Origin of the sequence: Microcoleus harperi Pol14_C6 (genome assembly GCF_036701295.1) — a bacterium.
Lineage (GTDB): Bacteria > Cyanobacteriota > Cyanobacteriia > Cyanobacteriales > Microcoleaceae > Microcoleus.
The window spans coordinates 1-25,088 of the sequence record NZ_JAUBQN010000061.1; the positions used below are offsets into that span (position 1 = coordinate 1).

The 25,088-nt window shown below is 46.0% G+C and carries 7 protein-coding genes; 4 read left to right on the forward strand and 3 right to left on the reverse strand.

All coding sequences use genetic code 11. The annotated features are described in order from the left end of the window. The 3 genes from QUA27_RS25555 to ppsA form a co-directional block, all read right to left on the reverse strand. Positions 1–5,444, reverse strand: a 5,444-nt coding sequence (locus tag QUA27_RS25555) for a DUF4347 domain-containing protein (RefSeq protein ID WP_333071644.1), incomplete at its 3' end; no start/stop codon positions are given. A gap of 1,499 nt (positions 5,445–6,943) precedes the next feature. Next, positions 6,944–7,264 carry a DUF6464 family protein gene (locus QUA27_RS25560; RefSeq protein WP_333071646.1) on the reverse strand — a complete coding sequence of 107 codons (321 nt, stop codon included), beginning with the start codon at positions 7,262–7,264 and terminating at the stop codon, positions 6,944–6,946. Between the two features lie 447 nt (positions 7,265–7,711). Beyond that, positions 7,712–10,189, reverse strand: coding sequence for a phosphoenolpyruvate synthase (gene ppsA, locus QUA27_RS25565; RefSeq protein WP_333071648.1), 2,478 nt, complete (start codon positions 10,187–10,189; stop codon positions 7,712–7,714). 257 nt (positions 10,190–10,446) lie between these two features. Here ppsA and QUA27_RS25570 point away from each other — a divergent pair, with 257 nt between their 5' ends. From QUA27_RS25570 to QUA27_RS25585, 4 genes are all read left to right on the forward strand, one after another. Beyond that, on the forward strand, positions 10,447–10,638 hold the full coding sequence (locus QUA27_RS25570) for a hypothetical protein (RefSeq protein WP_333071649.1): 192 nt from the start codon (positions 10,447–10,449) through the stop codon (positions 10,636–10,638). Positions 10,639–11,218: 580 nt separating this feature from the next. Next, the gene (locus tag QUA27_RS25575; protein WP_333071653.1) at positions 11,219–17,710 is read left to right on the forward strand and encodes a PAS domain S-box protein; all 6,492 of its coding nucleotides are present in this window, start codon (positions 11,219–11,221) and stop codon (positions 17,708–17,710) included. Positions 17,711–17,958: 248 nt separating this feature from the next. Continuing rightward, a complete protein-coding gene (locus QUA27_RS25580) occupies positions 17,959–19,179 on the forward strand; it encodes a hybrid sensor histidine kinase/response regulator (RefSeq protein ID WP_333071654.1) in 1,221 nt (406 codons plus the stop codon). Positions 19,180–19,860: 681 nt separating this feature from the next. Further along, entirely contained in the window at positions 19,861–24,882 is a 5,022-nt protein-coding gene (locus tag QUA27_RS25585; protein ID WP_333071656.1) for a PAS domain S-box protein, read from the forward strand. The last annotated feature ends 206 nt before the right edge of the window (positions 24,883–25,088 follow it).

Sequence of the window (25,088 nt, forward strand, 5' to 3'; positions counted from 1 at the left end):
AATGTGAAGTTCGGTGGCCCTTTCAAGGGGTCGCAACCGCAACCGGTATCCGGTTCCGGCACTGGGCCGAATATAGGTGTTGGTGTTGGCGCTGGTGTTGGTGTTGCTGTTGGTGTTGCTGTTGGTGGTGTGGGTGTGGGCGTTGGAGTTGTTGTTGGAGTTGGAGTTGGTTCAGGGGCAGGCGCGGGTATGGGCGTCGGCGCTGGTATGGGCGTCGGCACTGGTTCCGCTGCAGGTATGGGTGTGGGCGCCGGTATTGTTGGTATGGGTGTGGGCGCCGGTATTGTTGGTATGGGTGTGGGCGCCGGTATTGTTGGAGTTGGAGTTGGCGCCGGTATTGTTGGTGTGGGTGTTGGTGTTGTTGGTGTGGGTGTTGGCGCCGATGTTGTTGGTGTTGGAGTTGGCGCCGGTGTTGTTGGTGTTGGAGTTGGCGCCGGTATTGTTGGTGTTGGAGTTGGCGCCGGTGTCGGCACGGGTATCGGCGCGGGTGTTGGCGTCGGTATCGATTCCTTAAGGGGAATGAGAGAGACAGTGGCGACTGCCGCACTGGTGGCGCCGAGGTTGTCTGTAGCGCTGTAGGTGAAGTTTGCCCCTGTGAAATTGCCGGACGCTTGGAAGAACAACTGGGTAATTTGCTCGGTTGTTAGGCTTTGACCAGCCGTGACCCGCACTCCCTGGCTGGGATCACCCAAAAACAGCGTCCCCTCATTGGCGGGTGGCAAGGTGTTTACGGTAAAGGAAACCACCGTCCCGTCTGGGTCGGTTCCTCCGAGTCCGGGGATTTGCACGGTTTTTCCCAGCAACACAGCGAGGCTGGAGTTGTTGGCGACGGGTGGCTGGTCGGTGGGAGGTAATAGTGCTAGCAGGGAGGCTGTTGCGGGGGCTGGACTGATGGCGCCGCGGCGGTCTGTGGCGCTGTAGGTAAAGTTGGTGGCTGCGAATTCGCTTGTTGCTTGGAAGAATAACTGGTTGATTTGAGTTGTGCTCAGTCTTTGGCCTGCCGTGACCCGGATTCCCTGGCTGGGGTCGCCCAAGAACAGGACGCCTTGATTTGCCGCTGGCAGGGTGTTGATAGTGAAGAATTCGATCGAGTCGTCGGGGTCTTTAGCCGTCAGGGCTGTGAGGTTGACGGTGGTGTTTGGCGCCAGGGTGTTGCTGAAGTTTGTGGGTACCGGCGGGTAGTTGAACGCCAGCGACACTAGAGAAACTGTGGCGGCAGGACTGCTGCCACCGAGATTGTCGTTGCTGCTGTAGGTAAAATTAGCTCCTGTGAAATTGCCGGCCGACTGGAAGAATAACTGCGTCATTTGCTCGGCTGTCAGGCTTTGACCTGCCGTGACGGCGACTCCCCCGGTAACCGGGTCGCCCAAGAACAGGACGCCTTGATTTGCCGGCGGCAGGGTGCTGATGGTGAATGTAACCACTGTGCCGTCTGAGTCTCTGCCTCCGAGTCCGCTAATTTGGACAACGCTGTTGGGCGCTAGCGCAGCGTTGCTGCTGTAGGCTGATGGAAGTTTGTTGGGTGTGGGCTGCGCGCTGATGGCGGTGGTGACAGTGGCTCTGGACTCGGAACCGTTGTTATTGCTGGGTTTGGGGTCAAAAGTGGTCGATCGGCTCTGGGAAGTATTACTAATTGCGCCCGTCGCTGGAACGACTACTGTTACCTCGCGGTTGATGTTGCTGCCGCTAGTCAAACTGGGAATTGTTGGGAAGGTAACAACCCCTGTCACTGGGTCGTAAGTGCCGTTATCGGATGCGCTGACTCCTGTTAAACCGGGAATGATGCTGTCTGTAATCACTACGTTTTCAGCAGCATTCGGCCCATTGTTGGCGGTAGTTATAGTATAAGTCACGGAACTACCAGCAGGAGCAGATGTGAGACCGCTCTTGGACGTAACCAGGTCGGCCACAGGATCGATCGAGGTAATGACTTGACCCCCCGCCTCACCGGGCACTGCGACTGTCGAGCCGTTGTTGTTCGTCAAGTCCGGGTCAAAAGTGTCCGATCGACTTAATACAATGTTGGTGATGCTCGTCAGGGTAGGTGGGGGTATCAAAATTAGGCGGCGGGTGACACTGCTGCCGCTGGCTAAAGTCGCGATCGCTGGGAACTCGATCACCCCTGTGGTTGCGTTGTAGGTTCCGCCATCGAACACGCGGACATTAGTTAAGCCGGGAATCAGGCTGTCGGTGATGACTACGTTGGTCGCAGGACTCGGCCCGTTGTTGGTAGTAGTAATTGTATAAAGTAGCGTGTCGCCCACCTTGATGCTGGCCGGAGCCGTTTTTTGGGTGACAACATCGGCCACAGCATCGATCGAGGTAATGACTTGCCCCCCCGCCTCACCGGGCACTGCGACTGTCGAGCCGTTGTTGTTTGTTAAGTCCGGGTCAAAAGTGTCCGATCGACTCAATACAATATTGGTGATGCTCGTCAGGGTAGTCGGCGGTACAAAGCTGATGGTGCGGCTCTGGTTGGTGCCACTGGCTAAAGTCGCGATCGCTGGGAACTCGATCGTCCCTGTGGTTGGGTTGTAGGTTCCGCCATCGGACACGCTGACATTAGTTAAGCCGGGAATCAGGCTGTCGGTGATGACTACGTTGGTCGCAGGACTCGGCCCGTTGTTGGCAGTAGTAATTGTATAAAGTAGCGTTTCGCCCGCGTTGATGCTGGCCGGAGCCGTTTTTTGGGTGACAACATCGGCCACAGCATCGATCGAGGTGGTGACGGTGGCGTTGGGGTTAGTACCGTTGTTGTTGGTCGGAGTGGAGTCGGGAGTGATGGAGGTACTTCTTGCTGTGTTGCTGATGGAAGTTAGGCTGGGCGGTACTGTGAAGCCGATCGTCCGGGTGACTGTCTCCGCGTTGGCAATTGCCACGGGCGCGAAGGTGACAATGCCAGTTACTGGATCGTAAACGCCGCCGTTAGATGCCGTGACTCCGGTTAATCCGGGAACTATGCTGTCAGTGATGGTTACAGCTTCTGCAGGACTCGGCCCTAAGTTGACTGTAGCGATCGTATAGCTGACCGAACTACCGGCAGTAGCACTCGTAGAGCCGGTTTTGGTGGTTGCCAAATCCGCGTTGGGCGCAATACTTGTCGTAACCGTAGAGTTAGTGGGAGTGCCGTCTTTGTTGGTTGTCGAGCCGTTGTTGTTAGTGGCGATCGAATCGAAAGTCGCCGAGGTGCTCCGCGCCGTGTTGCTGATGGCAGTAAGGCTGGCTGGGGCAGTGAAACTGACGGTGCGGGTCTCAGTCGCAGCATTTGCCAGGGCTGTCAGTGCTGGGAAGGTGACAATGCCCGAAACTGGGTCGTAAGTGCCGCCGTCCGATACGCTGACTCCTGTTAAACCCGGAATAATGCTGTCAGTGATAGTCACATCAGCAGCGGGGTCTGGCCCCATGTTAGTGGTAGTCAATGTGTAGGCGACGCTTGACCCAGCCGAAGTAGTCACAGGGCCACTTTTGGTAGTAACTAAATCCGCGACTGTATCGACAACTGTGGTAGACACTACACCAGGCCCCTCGATTTGCCCTGGTGCGAGCACACCGCTGTTGTTGCTGAGGTCGGGGTCGAAAGTCGAGCTAGTGCTGAATGCAACGTTGGCAAAACTGCTACCGCTGGTTAAACCGGGCGGCAAATCAATTGTCAGGGTGTAAGTCACAGTCTCGCCGGGATTGAGAATCGGAATTAACGGCCATGTGACTGCCTTGGTTTGGTTCACGTAAGTGCCGTTGTTGGAGGCAATCAGATCCGGCTGCAATCCGCCCGGACGCAGTTCTAAAGGTATTTCGTCTTGAATCAGAACATTTGTAGCAGGCGCTGGCCCCCTGTTTACAGTAGTAATCGTGTAGGTAATGCTGCCTTCGGATTTGACGAACTGCGGGCCGGTCTTAATAGTGGCAACCTCAGCCGCGAGAGTGGGAGGATTGATAGTTTCAACTACCAGGTTTTGAAGTTCGTGAATGTTGTTGGCGTCTCCTGTGGAACTGCCAAAACCAAATTTGAAAATTGGCGGTACTGGGCCGTTTTCGGTTGCTAAGTTGGGGATGTCGATCAATGTAGTTTCGTAGATGTCGTCGAAATTTTCATCGAAGGCAACGGTGAGGCGAGAGGGATTCACTGGATCGTTAGATGGATTCAGCGTAATTTGAACGGATCTTTTGGCTAAAGTGCGATCGCTCGTGAACGTATTGCTGAAGTTAAAACTGCTGCCCGGTGCAGGGCCACTAAAGTCAATGCTCGTAGGAATGTTATCGATGCCGAAGGGAACGATCGCATTTGTTAAAAACTTATAACCGTTTGCTTGATTTCCTCTAAGAGTTACTGAATCAGGTCTGAAAGAACCAATAGAGGAGCCGGGAATCGGAGGTGGCTCAGGGCCAGAGCGCCCTTCTGCAGATGTTGAAAAATTGCCAAACTCGTCAAGCCCAATGCCTAAATAACCTCCCTCAATACCGGGTATACCCGTTCGTGGAGCGTAAGCCACAGAACCGCCATAACCCCCAGTCCTTGTTGGGCTAACAGTGCCGTCAATCAAGAAGAAACCCAGCCCGTCCCCTGGCTGAGGGGTAATAAATGGTTGCGGAGCATTAGATTGCTGGCTTGAACCGTAAGAATAAAAATCAAACTGGACTCTGATACCGTCGGTTGAAGGAATGGGGTTGTTGTAAATGACGAAGGCTTCCCGAAGATTTATTGCTGGAGTTAATAGCAGAGCGCCATCGCCGGGAGTCGAACCGCCCAAAGCCGGAAGTACACCGGATACTGTGCCTCCGGTAATGCCGGGGATAAGTTGATCGGCTGCTGGAACCCCACTGCTGGGATCGAACAGTGCCCCGTTGTTTCCCCCGTAAATCCAAGGCCCCCTAACTGTGGAGTTTTTGAAAGTTTCGTTAACTAATGTGCCGAGGGCGTAAGGGTAGGCTTCGAGCACTTCTTTTTCAATGGCGATTCTCGCCTTTATTTCCCCTGTCGCAAATTTTAATTGCCAGTCGCCGCCGAGTGCCGCACTCCCCGTCAAGTTGTCGGAAGCTGCAATATCTGAACCGACCATCAAGCTCAGCCGCCGCACGAAGGTCTCGCCGCTTTCCCCCGCTGCGACGCTGCACCCGAATAACAAGATATCTCCTCTCTCGCTGAGGGCTTTTCCCCACTGCTGTAACAAATGGCTGTAGGTTTCTAAGTTGTTGTTGCAGAGTTCGATCGACCCTAGCTGCACCCCCGCTTCTCGACCGTGAGAAACTATCTGAATGCTGTCTAAATCGCTGTAATTAACCAGAATTCTAGTAATTTGCTCGACTCCATTCCGCATCGAGTCCAGTACAAATACCTCCGTATCGGCTGTTGCTCCTTTTGCCAAGCTGTCGAAGTTGTCTACTCTGGCATCGAGGAACAGTACATTTTTTAGAGTCGGGGCGCCCACAGACTGGGTTGCTCGCAAAAATTCTCTGTGGGAATGCCCAATTCCCCTGTCGCCACGGAGTTTCTGGGACAGGAAACACTCCTCTGTTTTTACTTTTTTTATTGCTTTTTTCTGATGATAAGTTGCGGTTGTTCGGGATTTTGCGCCCGCAATCCTTGCGGTGGAGTCACATATTTTGGGGGTGACAAAAATTGGTTGGTTGCAGATGCTTTGCATGGTCAAAGTGGCTCACGAATTGTAGATGATGTACCCATTTCCAGACGATCATTATCACCTCTTGAAAAGGTTTAATTTCAGAGTAATAGGCGGTGTAGCTTGACGTGGATAAAGAGCAAAAAGCGAATTTTACTCAGCACAAAGCACTGCTATATTGATATTTAATAGCATTGCCAATATCGCCGGCAGAAGCGCTGAGGATTTGGGGTTTAAATCCCCATAATCTCTCTATCGGGTGATATTTTGCGTTCGACTTTTTTCTTTTCTGTTAGCGAGTGTATCTGTTACACGCTTATCTCTTACATCGCGCAGTAGATAATAACACCAGTTCTCAAAAATTTACTTAATGAGGTTTTCTGTACATCGTCTAATGCACTTTATTTGCAGAGAAAATTCCCTATTTCTAGACGTATAAACCTGGTTTGAGGGACGAAAAGACTTCTTTGCAGCCCTCGCTCCCGGTAAAAAACTCGGTTTCTTTGCTTTTGGTGTGCAAGCCCTGTTCACAATAGCAACCAGGCATTAATTAGGGAGTGATAGCCGTCACATAATTATGGCGACCGTGCCCGAAGTGTCATTCAACTGAGATCTTTTACCATTCTCAATAACTCTTCTATGGGGGGTTCTACTGCCCAGCCCATAAAAAAATTCACTTGTTGTGGAACAGGCCAGAAAGCCTATTCTTGAAAATGGTGCAACATATGAGATTCAATTGAAATTGGCATACCCTGTATCGACGAAGCGTCTTAAAAATTCCTGACTTGGAGTCTGGAGATAGCAATCTAGATTTGAGACTGTTTCGCTACGATAGCAAAAACATATTAGTGCCGCCCACCAGCAACTTCTCAAGTTGTCAACTTAGAGTCTTCGAGCTGGTTTCTGTTTAAGATCAATGCTCGGGACAATGTTTCGCGCAGAATTTTTCATGATATTTTGGAGAAACTGATTTGGAGATTTGCCCCTCAGCTACTTACGATTTTTGTTGGCTAATTTTCTTAACTGCAGGAGTTACGTCTAAGAGACTAGAAACCCAATTTATTCCTAGATTTCTCGCCACCCAACCAAAATTTATCATCTCAACTTTGTTTCCGATCGTAAATCCTCAACTAGAAAAACACCGATCGCAATTCCCCTGTTATGGCAACTGTAACCAAGCAGTAATGCTCGATTAGGTTTTAATTGCTGAGTTTTGGCGTGGGTCGTCCAAAACAAGCTCCAACAATAATCCTTACACGTAAGTACATCTTAACTCATTGATTATTACATCCGCAAATAGGCGTAGATACAAGCACCAATATAAGCTATATCTTTTCACCGCGAGCGTCAAGAGTTCTGGCTTGGTAGTACCGACAATCTTGACAGGGCCCAGAAGGATTGACAGCGCAGCGAATGTAATTAGAGCGGGCGTTATACTCGCAAGTGATATCGCCGATCGAATAACCGAGGCTTTGTATGTAAGTGCGATCGGCAGTTGGTAGTTGAGTTCGCATGGGTCTATTCGCTACCGCAAGTCTGGCCGCTGCAATTCTGTCGCGGGCTTGGCTCTGGGCAGAGCGCATCACCCACAAAGACAGCAGCGACGGAGCTAAACCTATCAAAATAATCAGGAGAGCAGTTAGCACTTTTTCAGAGCTTATGTGGAGAATATTTATTTTAATTTAGGCGATCGGCAAGAAAAAATCCTTCCCAAGAAGACGGTTTTAAATAAGAAAAGTTCCCGATCGAGTCTCAAACTAGGCCGCCCGTGTGTTAACCGTTAGCTGGGGAGTGAGGAGGGCGATCGCTGCTGACGCCACTTTTTTCGTAAAGCGCATCGTTCGGGCCCAAAAAAGCCAGAAGTGCAGATATGTGATATTATTTCAGGTCAATTACCAGCAATCAAATAGGTTTGTAGTAACGAATGCAAGTCCTGATAAAAATCAGAGGACTTGGATTCATCACTACAAACGCGAAATCGGTTATTTTACAGGACTAAATATGAGAAACCGGATCGGTTCAAAAACAAGCAAGTCAGAACATGGGCTAGCTATTGTTTAAGAAACCCGGTTTCTCTCAAAAACCTGAAAGGGTTAAACCTTAGCAATATCCCCGGCTAAATCCATCAACGAACCCGCGCCTTCCACCTTAGCAACATCCAACAAAGTCTTCAAAACCGAATCGGGATTCAAACTAATCGAATCAATTCCCAACTCAACTAAGAAACGAGCAAACTCAGGATAATCGCTGGGCGCTTGACCGCAAATCCCAATCTTGCGATCGTACTTCTTGGCGGCTTTAATGGCAATTGCTACCATGCGCTTGACAGCTTCATTCCGTTCGTCAAAAATGTGTGCGACTAAAGCAGAATCCCGGTCTAATCCTAATGTTAACTGAGTTAAATCGTTAGAGCCTATCGAGAATCCGTCAAAAACTTGGGCGAATTCGTCAGCAAATATGACATTGCTCGGCAATTCGCACATCACATACACTTGCAGGCCGTTCTCGCCCTTAACTAAACCGTGTTTGGCCATCTCGGCTAACACTTTTCGTCCTTCATCCGGGGTGCGACAAAATGGAATCATCGGAATCACATTTGTCAAGCCCATTTCGTCGCGAACTCGCTTTAATGCTTTGCATTCCAAAGCGTAAGCTTCGCGGTAATTTGGGTCGTAATAGCGAGAGGCGCCGCGCCACCCGATCATCGGGTTTTCTTCGTTGGGTTCAAACTGCCGCCCTCCCAAAAGATTAGCATATTCGTTGCTCTTGAAATCGCTCATCCGCACTATAACTGGATTTGGATAAAATGCGGCGGCAATTGTGGCAATTCCGTGGGCGAGTTTGTCGGTAAAGAAATCGGGTTTGTGTTGGTAAAGTGCTGTGAGTTCTGCAATTTCTTCCTTGACTGATTCATCCACCAATTCGTCAAAGTGAATCAGTGCCAGCGGGTGTGCTTTAATGTGATTGGCAATGATGAATTCTAGCCGCGCCAAGCCTACGCCGTCGCAAGGAATTGCTGATAAACCAAAGGCTTCTTCTGGGTTCCCGACATTCATTAAAATTTGAGTGCGGGTGCGGGGTAAATTCTCGATCGCAGTTTCTTGAATTTCAAAAGGAAGCAAACCGGCATAAACTTTGCCTTCGTCTCCTTCGGAACAAGAAACAGTGATTTCTTGATGGTTTTTCAAGATTTGGGTGGCATCGCCGGTGCCGACAATGGCGGGAATTCCCATTTCTCTGGCGATGATGGCGGCGTGACAAGTACGGCCACCGGAATTGGTGACGATCGCACTTGCTTTTTTCATAATCGGTTCCCAATCGGGGTCTGTTTTGTTGGTAACTAAAACTTCTCCTGCTTGAAATTCAGCGATTTTATGAACATCTAAAATTACGCGGGCTTTTCCTTTTCCGATTGATTCGCCAACGGCCCGTCCTTTTGCTAAAACTGTACTGGTACCTTGCAATTTGTAGTTTCGCAAAACTTTAGCAGACTTTTGAGATTGTACTGTTTCAGGTCGTGCTTGGACAATAAACAATTCGCCCGTATTGCCGTCTTTTGCCCACTCAATGTCCATCGGGGTATAAGTCCCGCGCACTTTAGAGTAGTGTTCTTCGATGACTACCGCCCATTTTGCAAGTTGCAGAATTTCATCATCTTGTATGGCAAATTTATTTTTTTCTGCTGCTATAACGGAGACGTTTTTGGTGTATTTAGAACCGCCGATGTCGTACACCATTTTGAGTGTTTTGCTGCCGAGGCGCTTGTCTAAAATTGGGCGAAAACCTTGTTTTAATGTTGGTTTAAAGACAAAGTATTCGTCGGGGTTGACGGTGCCTTGGACGACGTTTTCGCCTAATCCGTAGGCGGCAGTTACTAATACGGCGTTTTTGAATCCGGTTTCGGTGTCGATGCTGAACATGACGCCGGAGGATGCTAAGTCCGATCGCACCATTTTTTGGACGCCGACTGATAGGGCGACTTCAAAGTGGTCGAAACCCCTCTGTTGGCGGTAGGAAATCGCGCGATCGGTGAATATGGAAGCAAAGCATTTGTGACAGCATTCGAGGACGCCAGCGCAAGCTTGGACGTTGAGGTAGGTTTCTTGCTGTCCCGCGAAACTGGCATCTGGTAAGTCTTCGGCGGTGGCGGAGGAACGCACTGCTACGTCTGTACTGTCGCCGTAGCGATCGCACAATTTTTCGTAAGCATCCGCGATCGCCGCTTGGAGTTCTCGCGGAAATGGTGTGTCCAGAATCAGTGCCCGCGCTTGCTTGCCTTTTTGTCGCAGGTTCTGCAGATCTTCTACGTCTAAATCGGCAAAAATTTCGCGCAATTTAGCTTCTAAACCCCCTGACTGGATGAAGTACCGGTAAGCGTGTGCTGTAGTGGCAAATCCGTTGGGAACTCTGACTCCTTGGGCGGTTAACTGTTGAATCATTTCGCCCAAAGAAGCATTTTTACCGCCTACTAATGGGATGTCGGCGATGCCGACTTCATCAAACAACAATACTAAGGCTTTTTCTTTGGGGATTAAACCGGGTTTTTGTTCAATTCCTAAATTGTCGAGCATTGCTTTTTTCCTCTCAACTTCAGCTCATTTCTGTGACAGTAAACAAAAGACAGTTTATTGGGAATTGTAATTTTGTTACTAAAATTCTCAAGTTTTTTTCTAGGCTGTATCAACCGAGTTTTCGATTGCCTCTAATTCAAGATTATCACTTTTTGGCTAAATAGCAAGGCCTGGAAAGATTTTTTATTTGATTGCAAAAAGTAAAGAAATCGCAGTAATGAGTTTATGTAAGGTATTATAAAAGAAGTGGTAAAAATATGAATAGCGAAGATAGTTGCCACCGCTTTTTTGGCGTTGAGCGCTCATTGGTGCGGGGATATCGCTTGGATCCTTTTGCTAGCGGAATCCAAGGGCAACAAAGGGTGAGGTGCGATCGCGCGATCGGCTCAACCCGCCCAAAAACCTATACTTACTTTCCGACACGAGTCGTGAGTCACCCAAAATTGTAGATTCTAGTTCAACCTCCCCGATTCATCTGTGGACTAAATCTAAAGTTTAAAATCTAAAATCGGGTCACAGGGGCGATCTCCCCAAAAAATACTCAGCAGCTTAGTTTCTTCCTGAAACCCAGCTTGTAAAAACCCTAAAAATTTTCCCTATGATGGCCTTGATTTACTTAGAGGAAAAACACATTTGCATAGATATCAGATATTGCACCATTCTCAATAAGCCTTTTAAGGGCGGGTTAAAAGAACCCATACCCAGAAAATTTACTCTTTGTGAAATGGGCAGGAAAGCCCGTTTTTGAGAAGAGTTCAATCTCTGATATAGAGTGCATTGTAATTGGGATAATCTTACTTATGCCACCCAGCTAAAAATAAAATTTTTGAGACCGGATTTGTGAGGCAGGAGGCAGAAGGCAAGGGGAGGAAGGAAGGAGGGGAAAGAAGTTTTTTTATAAAAATGAGATACTCCCTTGTAATTATTGCACCAAAGAGTTTTCAACTGGAACGGGGGGATTTGTGGCTATACAATTCTTTATATGCTATAATAGTTCGCTAGACTGCCTTATGACAAAAAACAAGGTATATGATATCAGTTTTGAGCCCACCCGCAAAGCGAAACGGCTTTAAAGTTCTTCTGGTCGAAGACAATCAAACAGAAGCCGATCTGATCGAAGAATTATTATTACAAACAAATGTCAGTAGAGCCGAACCCCAAAGGCTATCAGTAAGTTGTACAGACCGTCTCAGCAAAGCGCAGGAACTTTTGGTCAGCGAACATTTTGATGTGATTTTACTAGATCTTTCGTTGCCCGACAGCCAAGACTTAAATACAATTGTCAAAATACAAGAATATAGCCTAAATACTCCGATTGTCGTACTGACAGCCCGCAACGATGAAGAGCTTGCCGTGCAGTCAATCCAAGCCGGAGCTCAAGATTATCTAGTCAAGCGAAGAATCGACAGCGAAGTGTTAATTAGATCGCTTCGTTACGCAGTCGAGCGACAGCACAACCAAGAAGCTTTGCGAAAAAGCGAAGAAAAATATCGCTCGGTAGTCGAGAATTCTCTCGTCGGAATTGCCATTCTGGCTCCTCCTATTTCCCACTCAGCACCAGAAAAATGCGAGTGGTTGGAAGTGAACGATGCTTTGTGCGATTTGCTGGGATACGCTCGCCAAGATTTTTTGCATGAGAATTGGGAGAGGTGGGTTTTTCCTGAAGACGTGCAGCCTAGCTTAGAGCAGTTCAATAAAATTTTGGCAGGGGAGAGTGAAGGCTATGTTTTAGACCAAAGGTGGCGCAGAAAAGACGGAAATACAGTTTATACTAGAGTTTATCTGCGCTGTATCCGCGCCCTAGACGGCTCGATAGACCACCTGATTAAAGTAGTCTTGGACGTAAGCGATCGCTACCGTTACGAAGCTCAATTAAAAGCATCAGAAGAGTTTTTAAACCACACGATTAATTCTACTCCTGACCCGATTTTTGTCAAAGATGAGCAGCACAGATGGATCGTATTAAACGATGCTTTTTGCAATTTGATAGGAAAAAGGCGATCGGAACTGATTGGCAAGTCAGGATACGATTTTTTAGCCCCAGCACAAGCGACTTTTTTTTTGCAACAAGACGAGCAAGTATTGCAAAGAAGTCTTTCTCAGGAAACAGAAGAAAATTTTACAGATTGTGGCGGAAGAACACGCATTATATCTACCAAAAAAACTGTTTTCAACAATGTCGATGGTCGTAAAATGTTGGTCGGGACAATGCGAGATGTGACCGAATACAAACGCCAGCAAATTGCGTTGGAGGAAAGCGAAGCTCGATTTCAAATAATGACCGACAACGTGCCTGGAATGATTTATCAATATCGGCTTGATGTAGATGGTAAAACATCTTTTACTTACGTTTCTTCTGGCAGTTTGCAGATATACAATTTAAAACCAGAACAAATAGAAGAAAATGCCACTTTGGCTTTTGCAACAGTTCACCCAGACGACATCTCAGGCTTGCAGCGATCGATGGCAACTTCAGCGGCGACTCAGCAAGCTTGGCAACACCAGTGGCGACAAGTTATGGGAGATCGAGTGAAATGGCTGCAAGGAGCGTCGAAGCCAGAAAAGCAAGCCAACGGCGATATAGTTTGGGACGGTTTGGTGATGGATGTTACGGAATTAAAACAAACCCAGCAAGACCGCGATCGATTTTTTAATATCTCCCTGGATTTACTTTGCATTGCAGGTTTTGATGGGTATTTCAAACGCTTAAACCCCGCTTGGTCGAATGTATTAGGTTATAGCAGTGATGAAATGTTAGCCAAACCTTTGATAGAATTCGTTCATCCAGAAGACCTAGAAATTACTGTAGCGGAATTAGAAAAACTTCAAAAAAGCCACCCCGTTATTAGCTTAGAAAACCGCTATCTTTGCCAAGATGGCACTTATAAATGGCTGTCGTGGACAGCATCGCCGTTTGCAGAAGAAGGTTTGATTTATGCAGTGGCTCGCGACGTTACATTTAGCAAGCAAGCTGAAGCTGAATTGCGTAAGAGCGAAGCCACCAACCGCGCTCTTTTAAATGCGATACCAGACATGATATTTCGGTGTCGGGCAGACGGCACTTTTGTAGACTTCAAACCTGCCAAAGATTTCGAGGAAATCCTCCCACAAAAATCACTAATTGGCAAAAAAGCACAAGACATATTACCCGCTGCTTTTGCTGAAAAAATCTTGTCCGGCAATCAAAAAGCGATCGCCAGCGGCGAGATTCAAGTTGTAGAATATCAAATGCCAGTGAATGATGAACTGTACGATTTTGAAGCGAGAATAGTTTTTTGCACCGATGACGAAATTATCGCGATCGTCCGCGACATCACCAATCGCAAACGTTTCGAGTCAAAACTCCACAGGCAAGCAGCGGCAATGGCTGCCGCTTCCGAAGGTATCGCCATAATCGATACCGACGGACTTTTGATTTATTGCAACGCAGCCCGACTAAATATCTACGGTTACGACTCTCTCGAAGAACTGTTAGGCAAAAGTTGGAAAGTATTCTATGAAGGTTCAGAACGGCAAAGGTTTGAGCAACAAGTTATGCCTAGTTTAGTGGAGAAAGGTTGGTGCATGACCGAAGCAGTAGGATGCCGCCGCGACGGATCGAAAGTTCCTGTAGATGTATCGCTGACAATGCTAGCCGAGGGAGAAATTATTTGCGTTGTTCGCGATATTTCCCAAAGAAAACAAGCAGAAGCAGCACTGCGAGATAGCCAGCGATTCATTCAACAAATTGCTGGAGCAAGTCCTAATATTTTGTATGTTTGTGACTTAATTGAAAAAAAAAATATCTATGGGAACGCTTCTATCTACCAGATTCTTGGCTATACAGTAGAGGAGATTCAGGCAATGGAGCCGTGGATGATGTCACCTTTAATTCATCCCGAAGATTTAATAAAAATGCCTGATTATTTACAGCAAGTTGAAACAGGCAGCGAAGGGGATATCTTTGAAATTGAATACAGAATTAGGCACAAGGATGGTTCTTGGCGCTGGATGGTTAGCCGAGATACTGTATTTGCGAAAACAGCAGATGGTAAGTTAAAACAAATTCTCGGCACGGGAACTGATATTACAGAAAGCAAGCAAGCAGAAGATGAAATAAAGCTGTTGCTGGCCGCAACTCAAGCCATTAGTCAGTCCGCAGATTTTCATAGCGCCCTCCCACATATCCTGCGGTTGCTGTGCAATGCGATCGGCTGGAATTTTGCGGAAGCTTGGATACCGAGTGCTAACGGTACTTTTTTGGAACACAGCGAAACTTGGTACGCTAGCGATCGAGATTTAGATATGTTTGGCCGTGAAAGTAAAAAAATTAGATTCGCCGCCGGAGTGGCAGTACCTGGACGCATTTGGTCAACCAGAAAGGTAGAATGGATTGAAGATATTTCTCTAGCCAAAAATCATCTTTTTGCCCGATCGCAAATGGCGCTATCAGTCGGATTGAAAGCTTGTTTCGGAGTGCCAATTCACGCTAGCTCAAAGGTGCTGGCAGTTCTAGTATTCTGCAAGCGCGACCGCTCGATTATGGAACCGCGTATAGTAGAGTTGGTTAAGGCTGTAGCGACTCAGTTGGGCGATCATATTCAGCGCAAACAAGCCGAAGAAGAATTGCGTAAAAGTGAAGAACGCTGGCAGTTAGTTCTCAAAGGCAATCAAGACGGTATTTGGGATCTGAATCTTCAAACAAATCAAGCTTTTAGATCGGCGCGCTGGCAAGAAATTATCGGTTACACAGACGGCGAAATCGACAGCACCAACAGCGCATGGATCGATCGCATCCATCCAGACGATCGTTTACGAGTGCAAGCAGCGATCCAAGGTTATCTCGATCGCCAAACCCCCAATTACGCCGCCGAATACCGCTTGCAGTGCAAAGACGGTAGCTATAAGTGGGTGCTCGCCCGCGCTCAAGCAGTGTGGGACGAAGCCGGAAACCCTCTGCGGATGGTGGGTTCGATGACCGATATTAGCGATCGCAAAGCAGCAGAATTAGCTTTACTTCAGGTCACTCAAGCCGTCGAAAGTACCAGCGATGCGATCGTGATCGCCGACTTGAAAGGGCGGTCTATTTACCACAATCAAGCCTTCATTCAGCGCTACGGCTACACGGTGGAAGAACTTAATAATATTGGCGATATGACTGCGCTTTATATCCGGCATAAAAATTACAAACAAATCTATAAAAGCCTTCGCCACGGTCGCTCTTGGTGTGGCGAAGTTGCGCTGCGAACTAAGAGCTACGAAGCAGTAACTGCTTTGGTACGAGCCGACAGTATTCAAGATATTAATGGGAATTCTATTGGCTTAATTGGAGTCATTACCGACATCACAAAGCGCAAAGAATCAGAGCTAATTTTGTGGCAAAAATTAAAGCGCGAACAGTTGGTAGTAGCCATGCTGGAGCGCATTAGATCTTCTCTAAATCTTGAAAAGATTCTCAACAAAAGTGTCGAAGAAGTGCGACATTTTTTGCAAGTAGATCGCACTATTATTTACCAATTCAATCCGGATTGGAGCGGATTTATCGCTGTCGAGTCTGTTGCCGAAAATGTCCGACCAATTGTAGGAATAGAAATCTATGACCCCTGTTTCGGGGCAGCCTACGTTCGTCTTTACCAAGACGGTAGAATCAAAGCAATAGAAGATGTTCACAATGCCGACCTGGCGGACTGCCACTTGGCTTTGTTGACTCGGCTCGATGTGAGAGCGAATCTGGTAGTGCCGATTTTGCAAGGCGAAAACTTGTGGGGGCTGTTAATTGCCCACCACTGCACGGGCCCGCGTCCCTGGCAGCAATTCGAGGGAGAGTGCCTAAAACAATTGGGGGTGCAGTTGGCTATCGCCATTCAGCAATCGATGCTATTTGAACAAGCACAAACCGAAATTGCCGATCGCAAACTTGCAGAAGCCGCCCTGCAATTAGCTAAAGAAGCCGCTGAATCCGCCAACCGCGCTAAAACCGACTTTCTCGCCAACATGAGCCACGAATTGCGGACGCCTTTGAACGGGATTTTGGGATACATTCAACTGCTCAAAGTCGATAAAAACTTTACCGCCGATCAGCAGGAAAGTCTTAACAACATTCACCAGTGTGGCAACCACCTGCTGATGCTGATTAATGATGTTTTAGACCTTTCAAAAATCGAAGCTAGTAAAATGGATCTGTCGCTGACAAACGTGCATTTTTCCAGCTTTGTAAAAAGTATTATTGATTTGTTCCAGATGCGATCGGCTCAAAAAGGAATTGCCTTTAATTACGAGCAGGTTTCAGCGCTGCCAGAGGGAATTTTGGCAGACGAAAAAAGGTTGCGTCAAGTTTTGATTAATTTGCTCAGCAATGCCGTTAAGTTTACGAACAGTGGCAGCGTTACATTCAAAGTCGGTTATGCAGAAAATTTCCCCGATAATTATCCTCAAACCAACTGCGAAACTTCTAATTTTACAGCGGAGATTGCCACTCAAAAAATCAATTTGACCGCCAATTTAGACGCGCAGCAAATGTCGTTCCAGCCGCTAGGAATAACAGAAGCGCGCGAGGTGACAACAGCAGAAAATATCGGCCGTGCCCCTACCCCTAAAATTCGCTTTCAAATCGAAGATACGGGCATTGGCATCGGGCAGAATAAATTAGAAGACATATTTTTGCCTTTTCATCAAGTGGGCGATCATAACAATTTCGTCGAAGGTACCGGACTGGGACTTTCCATCAGCCAAAAATTAGTCAAAATGATGGGCAGCCAAATTCGCGTCCAAAGTACCTCCGGCAAAGGCAGCATATTTTGGTTGGATCTAGATTTGCCTGCAGTCGCCCAGTGTTCGGAACTACCCTCCCGGCAAGAAAAAAGACGGCTTGTAGGTTTTACCGGCCCTCAGCGGAAAGTGCTAATAGTGGACGATCACGAAGTAAATCGTGCCATGTTGCACAGGCTGCTTTTTCATTTAGGCTTTGAAATTGCAGAAGCTACAGACGGCGAAGACTGCTTGCATAAAGCACAGGAATTTCTACCGGATATAATTTTAATGGATTTGCTGATGCCCGTAATGAACGGTTGGGAAGCTACCAGGCGGCTGCGACGGTTGCCGGAATTAAAAGATACGGTGATCCTTGCTTTGTCCGCTAACGTTTACGAGACTACCAAGCAAGAGAGCAGGCTTGCAGGTTGCAATAATTTTCTCACCAAGCCGATTCAAACTAACGAGCTTTTAGAATTATTGCGCCTGCATTTGAGACTAGAATGGGTTTACGAAGAAAGATCGCATACCAAACAGCGGATAGATAAAACTGCAAAAGCATCTTCTGAGATTGCTGCTGCTGACTCAACGATGGTGTCTCCTGCCTCAGAGTCAGTCTTGACGTTGTTAAGATTGGCTGCAATGGGCGATATTGAAGCTATTCTGGAAGAAACTGCTAAACTCGAACATTCTGACCCGACATTAGTGCCTTTCGTTCATCACCTGCGCCAACTTGCTAAAGGATTTCAGCTCAAGCAAATTAGAGATTTTTTGAAGCAACATTTGTCCTAAAATTGACTGTAGCTAACACACAACTCAAAATCCGTTAAATCTCACATCTTGCATTTTTGTCAGCAACAGACAAGATGCCTGTTCCAAATAGAATGAAATTATGGTGGGATGGGCATCCTACCCGCCCATAAAAGAAAGAGTGATTGCAAATAAAGGCATCTACGAAGCAACCGGGTTTCGAGAGCCGCAGAAAATCACTTGAATCCGATTTAAACTCACAACCCACAACTAAAAAGTAAAAAACTTGAATGTTTGCCTTGAATATGAACGATAAGAATTCCGAAAGAAGCATCATACTAATTGTCGATGACAACCAAACAAATCTTGACGTACTTTTCGAGTTGTTAAGGAATTATGGGTTTAAAGTATTAGTAGCTCTAGACGGCGAAAGTGCGATCGAGCAAATTGACTACATCCATCCAGACTTGATTCTTTTGGATATCATGATGCCAGGAATTGACGGTTTTGAAACTTGCCGACGTTTGAAAGCAGACTCGTCAACGCAAGATATTCCCATCATATTTATGAGCGCCCTTTCTGATACGCCTGATAAAGTAAAAGGCTTTCAGACAGGAGCCGTTGACTACATCACTAAGCCTTTCCAGCACGAAGAAGTTTTAAGCCGGATTCAAACCCACTTGACAATCCGCAGCTTGCAAAAAAAACTCGAAGAAAAAAACCTCGAACTTGCCCACCTCAACCAAAACCTGGAAAAACTTGTTGAACAAAAAACCAAGCAATTAATAAACCAGGAAAAAACAGCCATCATTGGACGTTTGACCCAGGGAATGGTTCACAACCTCAAAAGTCCGCTGCAAGTGATTCAGACTAGCGTCGATTTGATTGAAACAAAAGCTACACAAATTCAAGAAGACTCTCTGTTTAATTATAGTAAGTATATTTTTCAAGCGGTCACAAAAATCAATCAGATCATGGATACTCTGATGATGAAAAGCCGAAACGAACAAAAGCAAGATTTGCACCCGGTGAATATCAACGATTTAGTGCAGAGAGAAATTCAGCTATTGGAAGGTAACCTGTATTTTAAAAACAAGATTAGAAAAAAATACTTTTATGACGAAGAAATTGCCAGCATTCCATTAATCTATTCCTATATTTCTCAAGTATTTTATAATTTAATCAATAATGCAATGGATGCTATGTGGGAAAAGAAAAGCAGAGAAATAACTATCGTGACTCGGCAAGATGACTCGAACATATATATGGATATTGCAGATACGGGATGCGGCATACCCTCTGAAGATTTGCCAAAAATTTTTGACCCTTTTTACACATCCAAGCCACCTAAAGGCGAGGAAAAAACAGAAGGGGAACCGACAGGCACTGGTCTAGGACTTTATACTTGTATTGAACTTTTAAAACCTTTTAACGGTGAGATTGCTATTAGCAGCAATGTCGGTAAAGGCAGCGTGTTTACCGTTGTGCTGCCCAAGCCCCAGAAAAATTGAGCGACTCAACTGAGTTAAATTGTCTCCGGGGATACAACCGTAATTAAGTTGGTAATTAGGTCTGTAACAAGCGATGCAAATATTGGTTACTTAATCCATAGAGGACTTGCATTGATCGATACAAATAGGCGCTAACTGCCGATAATTAAGCTAACACAATCTCAGACTTATTTGGTAAATCAACGGTAATTCTCGTACCTTAGTAGTAATAGCATTCTTAAAAAAAGAATGTCACTTTAGGCAATCTTTAAACGGTGATTTAAAATCTAAACTTTCAAAGGGTATTAGCCATGCAAATTTTGATTACTCCGCGCTCTTTTGACTTGCCTCTTGCTATTCCCCTGCCAAAGGTTGTAAATTAAAAGAGAGGTGAGTTGCAATATTGGTAAGAGTATAATAGTTTGGAGCCACGAGGTTTGGGGCGAGGCGGAAAACTTGCAGCGAAGAGCTCAATTCTACAAATAAATCTGCAGGGTCTGCAAGCACACAGCGCACTCTCAAGCGTGCGGTTCAAGTTCCCCAATCATGAGCTAGGTAGCTGCATCCGCTGCTGAGATTTTATAATTACTAAAAAATAGCAAAAGGATAGCAGTAAAAAAATGCCACTGTACGCAAAAACCAAAGGGTCATAGTCATCAGTCATTCCAAATCTCAAATCAAAAATATAACATATAAAATGGTATGACATCTGTTTTTGAGTCAACTTTAACGCCTGCTTGTTTAAAAATTCTTTTAGTAGAAGATTGTGCCGAAGATGCAAAACTCATTCAAGAATTACTGTCTCATCCCCAACTAGGACAATCAATTGATCTGACCAATGTAGTTCGCCTCCGGGAAGCTATAGAAATTTTAAGCGACAAAAGTTTTGATGTAATTTTATTAGATACTTCACTTCGTGACAGCCTAAAATTTAATACTTTTTTCCGCCTTCAAGATTGCGGTATAAATACTCCCATCGTCATTCTGACAGCGGCCGATGACGAAGAACGGGCTGTTGAGTTAATTGCCGCCGGGGCCCAAGATTATCTGGTTAAAAGACAGCTAGACAGCCGGCTGCTCGTACGGACGCTCAGGTGTGCGATCGCCCGCCAGAAACGGCAAGCAGAATGGCAAAAAAGTCAAGAAAAATACCAGCAGGTTGTTGGCAATATCAAAGAAGTCGTTTTTGAGACCAATACTGCTGGCAATTGGACTTTTCTCAATCCGGCTTGGACGGAAATTACCGGCTTTACCGTTGATGAAAGCTTAGGAACTTCCTGTTTGAGTTACATTCATTCTGAGGATCAACACCAATATTTAAATTCGTTTAGAGGTCGGATACCAAATCAAAAAACATCCTGTTGTTACGAAAGTCGATATGTTACCAAAAATGGTGAAATTCGGTGGGTGGAAGTGCAAGAATTTTTTATGTTTGGCTGTAACGGCGAGGCTCAGGGTACGACAGGAACTATCAATGATATTACAGATAAAATTTTAGCACTTTCCGAACTAGAAGCTAGTAAAAAGTTTTTGAATTATACAATCGATGCCGTTGCAGATCCACTTTTTGTCAAGGATGAACAGCACCGTTGGATACTGTTAAATGATGCTTTTTGCAAGCTGATCGGGAAGCAGCGTGAGGAACTGCTGGGCAAATCGGATTATGACTTTTTCCCAAAACAAGAAGCGGAGATTTTTTGGCATACTGACCAACAAGTGTTTAGAACGGGGAAAGAAAACGAGAGTGAGGAAATATTTACGGACGCCAACGGTGCAAAGCACATTGTGTCTACTAAAAAAACTGTCTTTGAAAATACCGATGGCAGTAAAATTCTCGTGGGGATAATTCGAGATATCACTCAGGATAGGCGAAAACAATTAGCCCAGCAAGAAAGCGAAGCTAGACTTCGGCAACTTACTGCCAATTTGCCGGGAATAATTTATCAATTTCGCCTATCCACCGACGGCGAAAAAAGTTTTCCTTATATTTCTTCGGCTAGCCGCGATTTATATGAATTGGAACCAGAAAATATTCAGCAAAATCCCCAACTACTTTTTAGTTGTATTCATCCAGACGACCGCCAAAAATTTGAAGAATCAATTGCTGTTTCTGCGGCAAATATGCAGCTTTGGTACCAGGAATGGCGCGCGATTTTCCCATCGGGAAAAATTAAGTGGTTGCAAGGGGTTTCGAGACCGGAACGAGTTAATTTTCCCACAGAAATAGGGCAGGAAGGGGATATAGTTTGGGAAGGCATGGTGCTGGATATTACTGATTTAAAACATACCGAAGGAGCTTTACGGGAGAGTGAAGCCAGATTTCGCTCGCTCGTTGAGAATATCCCCGGCGCTATCTGCCGCAGCTTGTATGATGCTGATGGTACGATGGTATTTATTAGCGATGAAATTGAGGAAATTAGTGGTTATCCTGCTGAGGATTTTATTGGCAAGAACTGCTGGAGTTTTACTAGCATTATCCATGAGGCAGACAAGGAAATGGTCGATCGACAAATCAGCGCAGCAGTAGAGTCGAAACAGCCGTACAATCTAGAATACCGGATTGTTCGCGCTGACGGCGCGGTGCGGTGGATGTCGGAAAGAGGTAGGCCAACTTACAATCTAGAAGGGTTGGTTTTGTGGCTCGACAGAGCGATTTTTGACATTACCGATCGCAAACAAGCCGAACTGACTTTGTGCCTGGTAACTCAAGCTGTAGAAAGCGCTAGTGATGCGATCGCGATCGCAGATTTGGACGGTTATTCCGTTTATCACAATCAAGCATTTATTCAGCGCTACGGCTATACAGTTGAGGAACTCAATAATGCCGGCGGCCCAGCAGTAATGTACCCAAAATCTCAAGATTTGAGGAAGTTATTTAGGGTGCTGCGGAAAGGTCTTTCCTGGGACACTGAAATTGAAATCAAGACTAAAAATGGGGAAATTATAGAAAGTTTATTACGAGCTAACTGCATTAAAGATAGCGCGAGTCAACCGATAGGAATGATAGCCATAATTTCCGATCTCACAGAAATAAAACGCACTGAATCGGCATTAAAACTAAGTCAAGAGCGCTTGCAGTTGGCGGTCTCCGGCAGTTCTTTGGGGCTGTGGGATTGGAATATAGCTACTGGCGAAACTTATTTCGATTTTCATTGGAAATCAATGCTTGGTTACGCAGAAATAGAAATAGAAAACAACCTCAAAAGTTGGGAGAAATTGCTGCATCCCGATGATCGAGTGAAGGTAATGAAATCTTTGAATTCATATTTGGAAGGTGAGACTAATATCTATGAAGTTGAATTTCGGATGCTCAACAAAGCGGGCAATTGGCAGTGGATTCTGGCGATGGGCAAGATAGTCGAGTACGACGAATGGGGTGCGCCGTTGCGAATGACAGGCACTCACAAAGATATCAGCGCCCGCGTTGCAGCAGAAGCCGAAAAAACGCAGTTAATCGCATCTCTGCAACTAAGTGCCGAACAGTTGCAAACAGCACAAAGAATAGCCCGCATCGGCAATTGGGAATTCGATATGGAGACAGGAATTATTACTTGGTCGGAAGAACTGTTTCGAGTTTACGGTCGAGAATTGAATCGGCCGCCGACAATGGAAGAACTTTTAGAGCAAATTCATTCCGATGACAAAGAAAGGTTTTCACAAGTTGTGCAAAACGCAATGACTGAAGGGACAGCTTACGACATCGACCACCGCATCTATTTTTCATCAGGAGAAATCAGGCACGTTAACGCTAAAGGACAATCTGTTAAAAATGAGTTGGGTCAGGTAGTGCGGCTCTTTGGCACGGCAATGGACATTAGCCATCGCAAAAAAGCAGAAATTGCTTTACAAGAAAGCGAACAGCGATTTCGCGCTGTATTTGAACAAGCGGCGATTGGCATTGTGAAAGTGTTGCCAGACGGTCAACTTTTGAATGCCAATCAAGGGTTTTGCAATATTGTCGGATACTCAGAATTGGATCTGAAATCACGAAATGTTGGGGATATTTCTCACCCCAAAGATGTAGCAGCCGATGTCGAGTCGCGCGACAGACTGTTAGCTGGGGAAATTTTTAATTATTCCATTGAGAAACGCTTTATTCGCAAAGATGGTTCATTAGTTTGGACTAATATGACTGTATCTTTAGTGCGGGAGGTGTTTGGGGAACCTAGCTATGTAATTGGTGTGATTGAAGATATTAGCGCTCGCAAACTTGCCGAGGCTATCTTGCGCCAGCAATTAAAGCGAGAACGCCTGGTGGTAGGAATGCTGGAACGCATTCGCTCTTCTCTGAATTTAGAAGAAATTTTGACAAAAACTGTTGCTGAAGTACGGCAATTTTTACAAACAGATCGGACAGTAATTTATCAGTTTAATCCCGATTGGAGCGGTTTTGTAAATGTCGAGTCAGTGGGCAAAAATTGGCTGGCTATTCAGGGAATAACTATTGACGATTCCTGCTTTGAAGACAGCTATGCTTCTGCTTACGAACACGGTCGTACTGTAGCTGTTGATGATATTTATAAAGCTGATATTTCCGAGTGCTATATTAATTTATTAAGTCAATTTCAGGTGCGAGCTAATTTGGTAGTGCCAGTTTTGCAAGGCGAGAAGTTGTGGGGGCTATTGATTGCTCACGAGTGCGCGGGTCCCCGCCACTGGCTGGAAATTGAGGTCGAGTGTCTCAAACAAATTAGCGTGCAGTTGGCGATCGCGATCCAGCAATCAATGCTGTTCGAGCAAGCACAAAGTGAAATTACCGATCGCAAACAAGCCGAGTCAGCTTTGCAGGAATCGGAAGCGCGAGAACGTTCAAAAGCGCTAGAGTTAGAAGCAGCTATTAACAAACTCCGAACGACTCAAGCTCAGCTCGTTCAAAATGAAAAAATGGTGAGTTTGGGTCAGTTAGTTGCTGGTGTTGCTCACGAAATTAATAACCCTGTTAGCTTTATTCACGGCAATATCAATCCGGCTCGCAATTACACTTTAGATTTGCTGGAATTGATTAAAGTTTACCAGCATTACTGTCCTAATCCTCCAGCCCAAGTCTTGGATAAAATTAATGAAATAGACTTGGATTATATTGCTGAGGATTTCCCGAGATTGTTTAATTCGATGCAAGTAGGAACCGAGCGAATTGTCGAGATTGTGAAATCGTTGCGTAATTTTTCCCGATTGGACGAGTCTGCTGGGAAGTCGGTTAATATTCACGAGGGAATTGATAGCACTTTGATGATTTTGCAAAATCGGTTAAAATCTCACAGCAGTCCGGGAGAAATTAAGATAGTTAAAGATTACCAACTATTGCCACAAATTGAATGTTTTCCTGGCGAGTTAAATCAGGTATTTATGAATATTTTAATTAATGCGATCGATGCTTTGGAAGAACGGGACAAGCAGCGTTCAATCGAGGAGTGCGATCGACATCCCAGCACGATCGTTATTCGCAGTTATCAGGCTGCTGCCGGCTTCGTAGCAGTATCTATTGCGGATAACGGGCGGGGGATACCGGAGTCAGTGCGATCGAGGCTGTTTGACCCGTTTTTTACGACTAAACCTGTGGGCAAGGGCACGGGTTTGGGATTGTCGATTTCTCACTCGATTATCGTCGATCGCCACGGCGGCAGATTGAGCTGTATTTCAACGCCGGGAGAGGGAGCGGAGTTTTTGATTGAAATTCCAGTGCGATCGAATTTAACAGGTAGGAATTCAAATTTGGGGCAATAAATTAGCAATTGGTAATTAGAAATTGGGAAGCGGAAAAGGGTAATATCAAATACCCTAACATCGGAATTATACCCTGCCAGCGAGCATTATCCTTGATCCGGGTCACTCGATCGCATTCCGCTGGCAGTGATATCAAGTCCGGTAGCACCGGACTTGTATGGTGGGCGTGGGAGCGCAATTAGCAGCCGCACGCTGGCCACCAATGA

Excerpts from the sequence above, each read along its gene's own strand:
- QUA27_RS25580 (WP_333071654.1), top strand. The coding sequence starts at position 17,959 with ATGTTTGCCTTGAATATGAACGATAAGAATTCCGAAAGAAGCATCATA.
- QUA27_RS25570 (WP_333071649.1), top strand. The coding sequence starts at position 10,447 with ATGAATAGCGAAGATAGTTGCCACCGCTTTTTTGGCGTTGAGCGCTCA.
- ppsA (WP_333071648.1), bottom strand. The coding sequence starts at position 10,189 with ATGCTCGACAATTTAGGAATTGAACAAAAACCCGGTTTAATCCCCAAA.
- QUA27_RS25585 (WP_333071656.1), top strand. The coding sequence starts at position 19,861 with ATGACATCTGTTTTTGAGTCAACTTTAACGCCTGCTTGTTTAAAAATT.
- QUA27_RS25575 (WP_333071653.1), top strand. The coding sequence starts at position 11,219 with ATGATATCAGTTTTGAGCCCACCCGCAAAGCGAAACGGCTTTAAAGTT.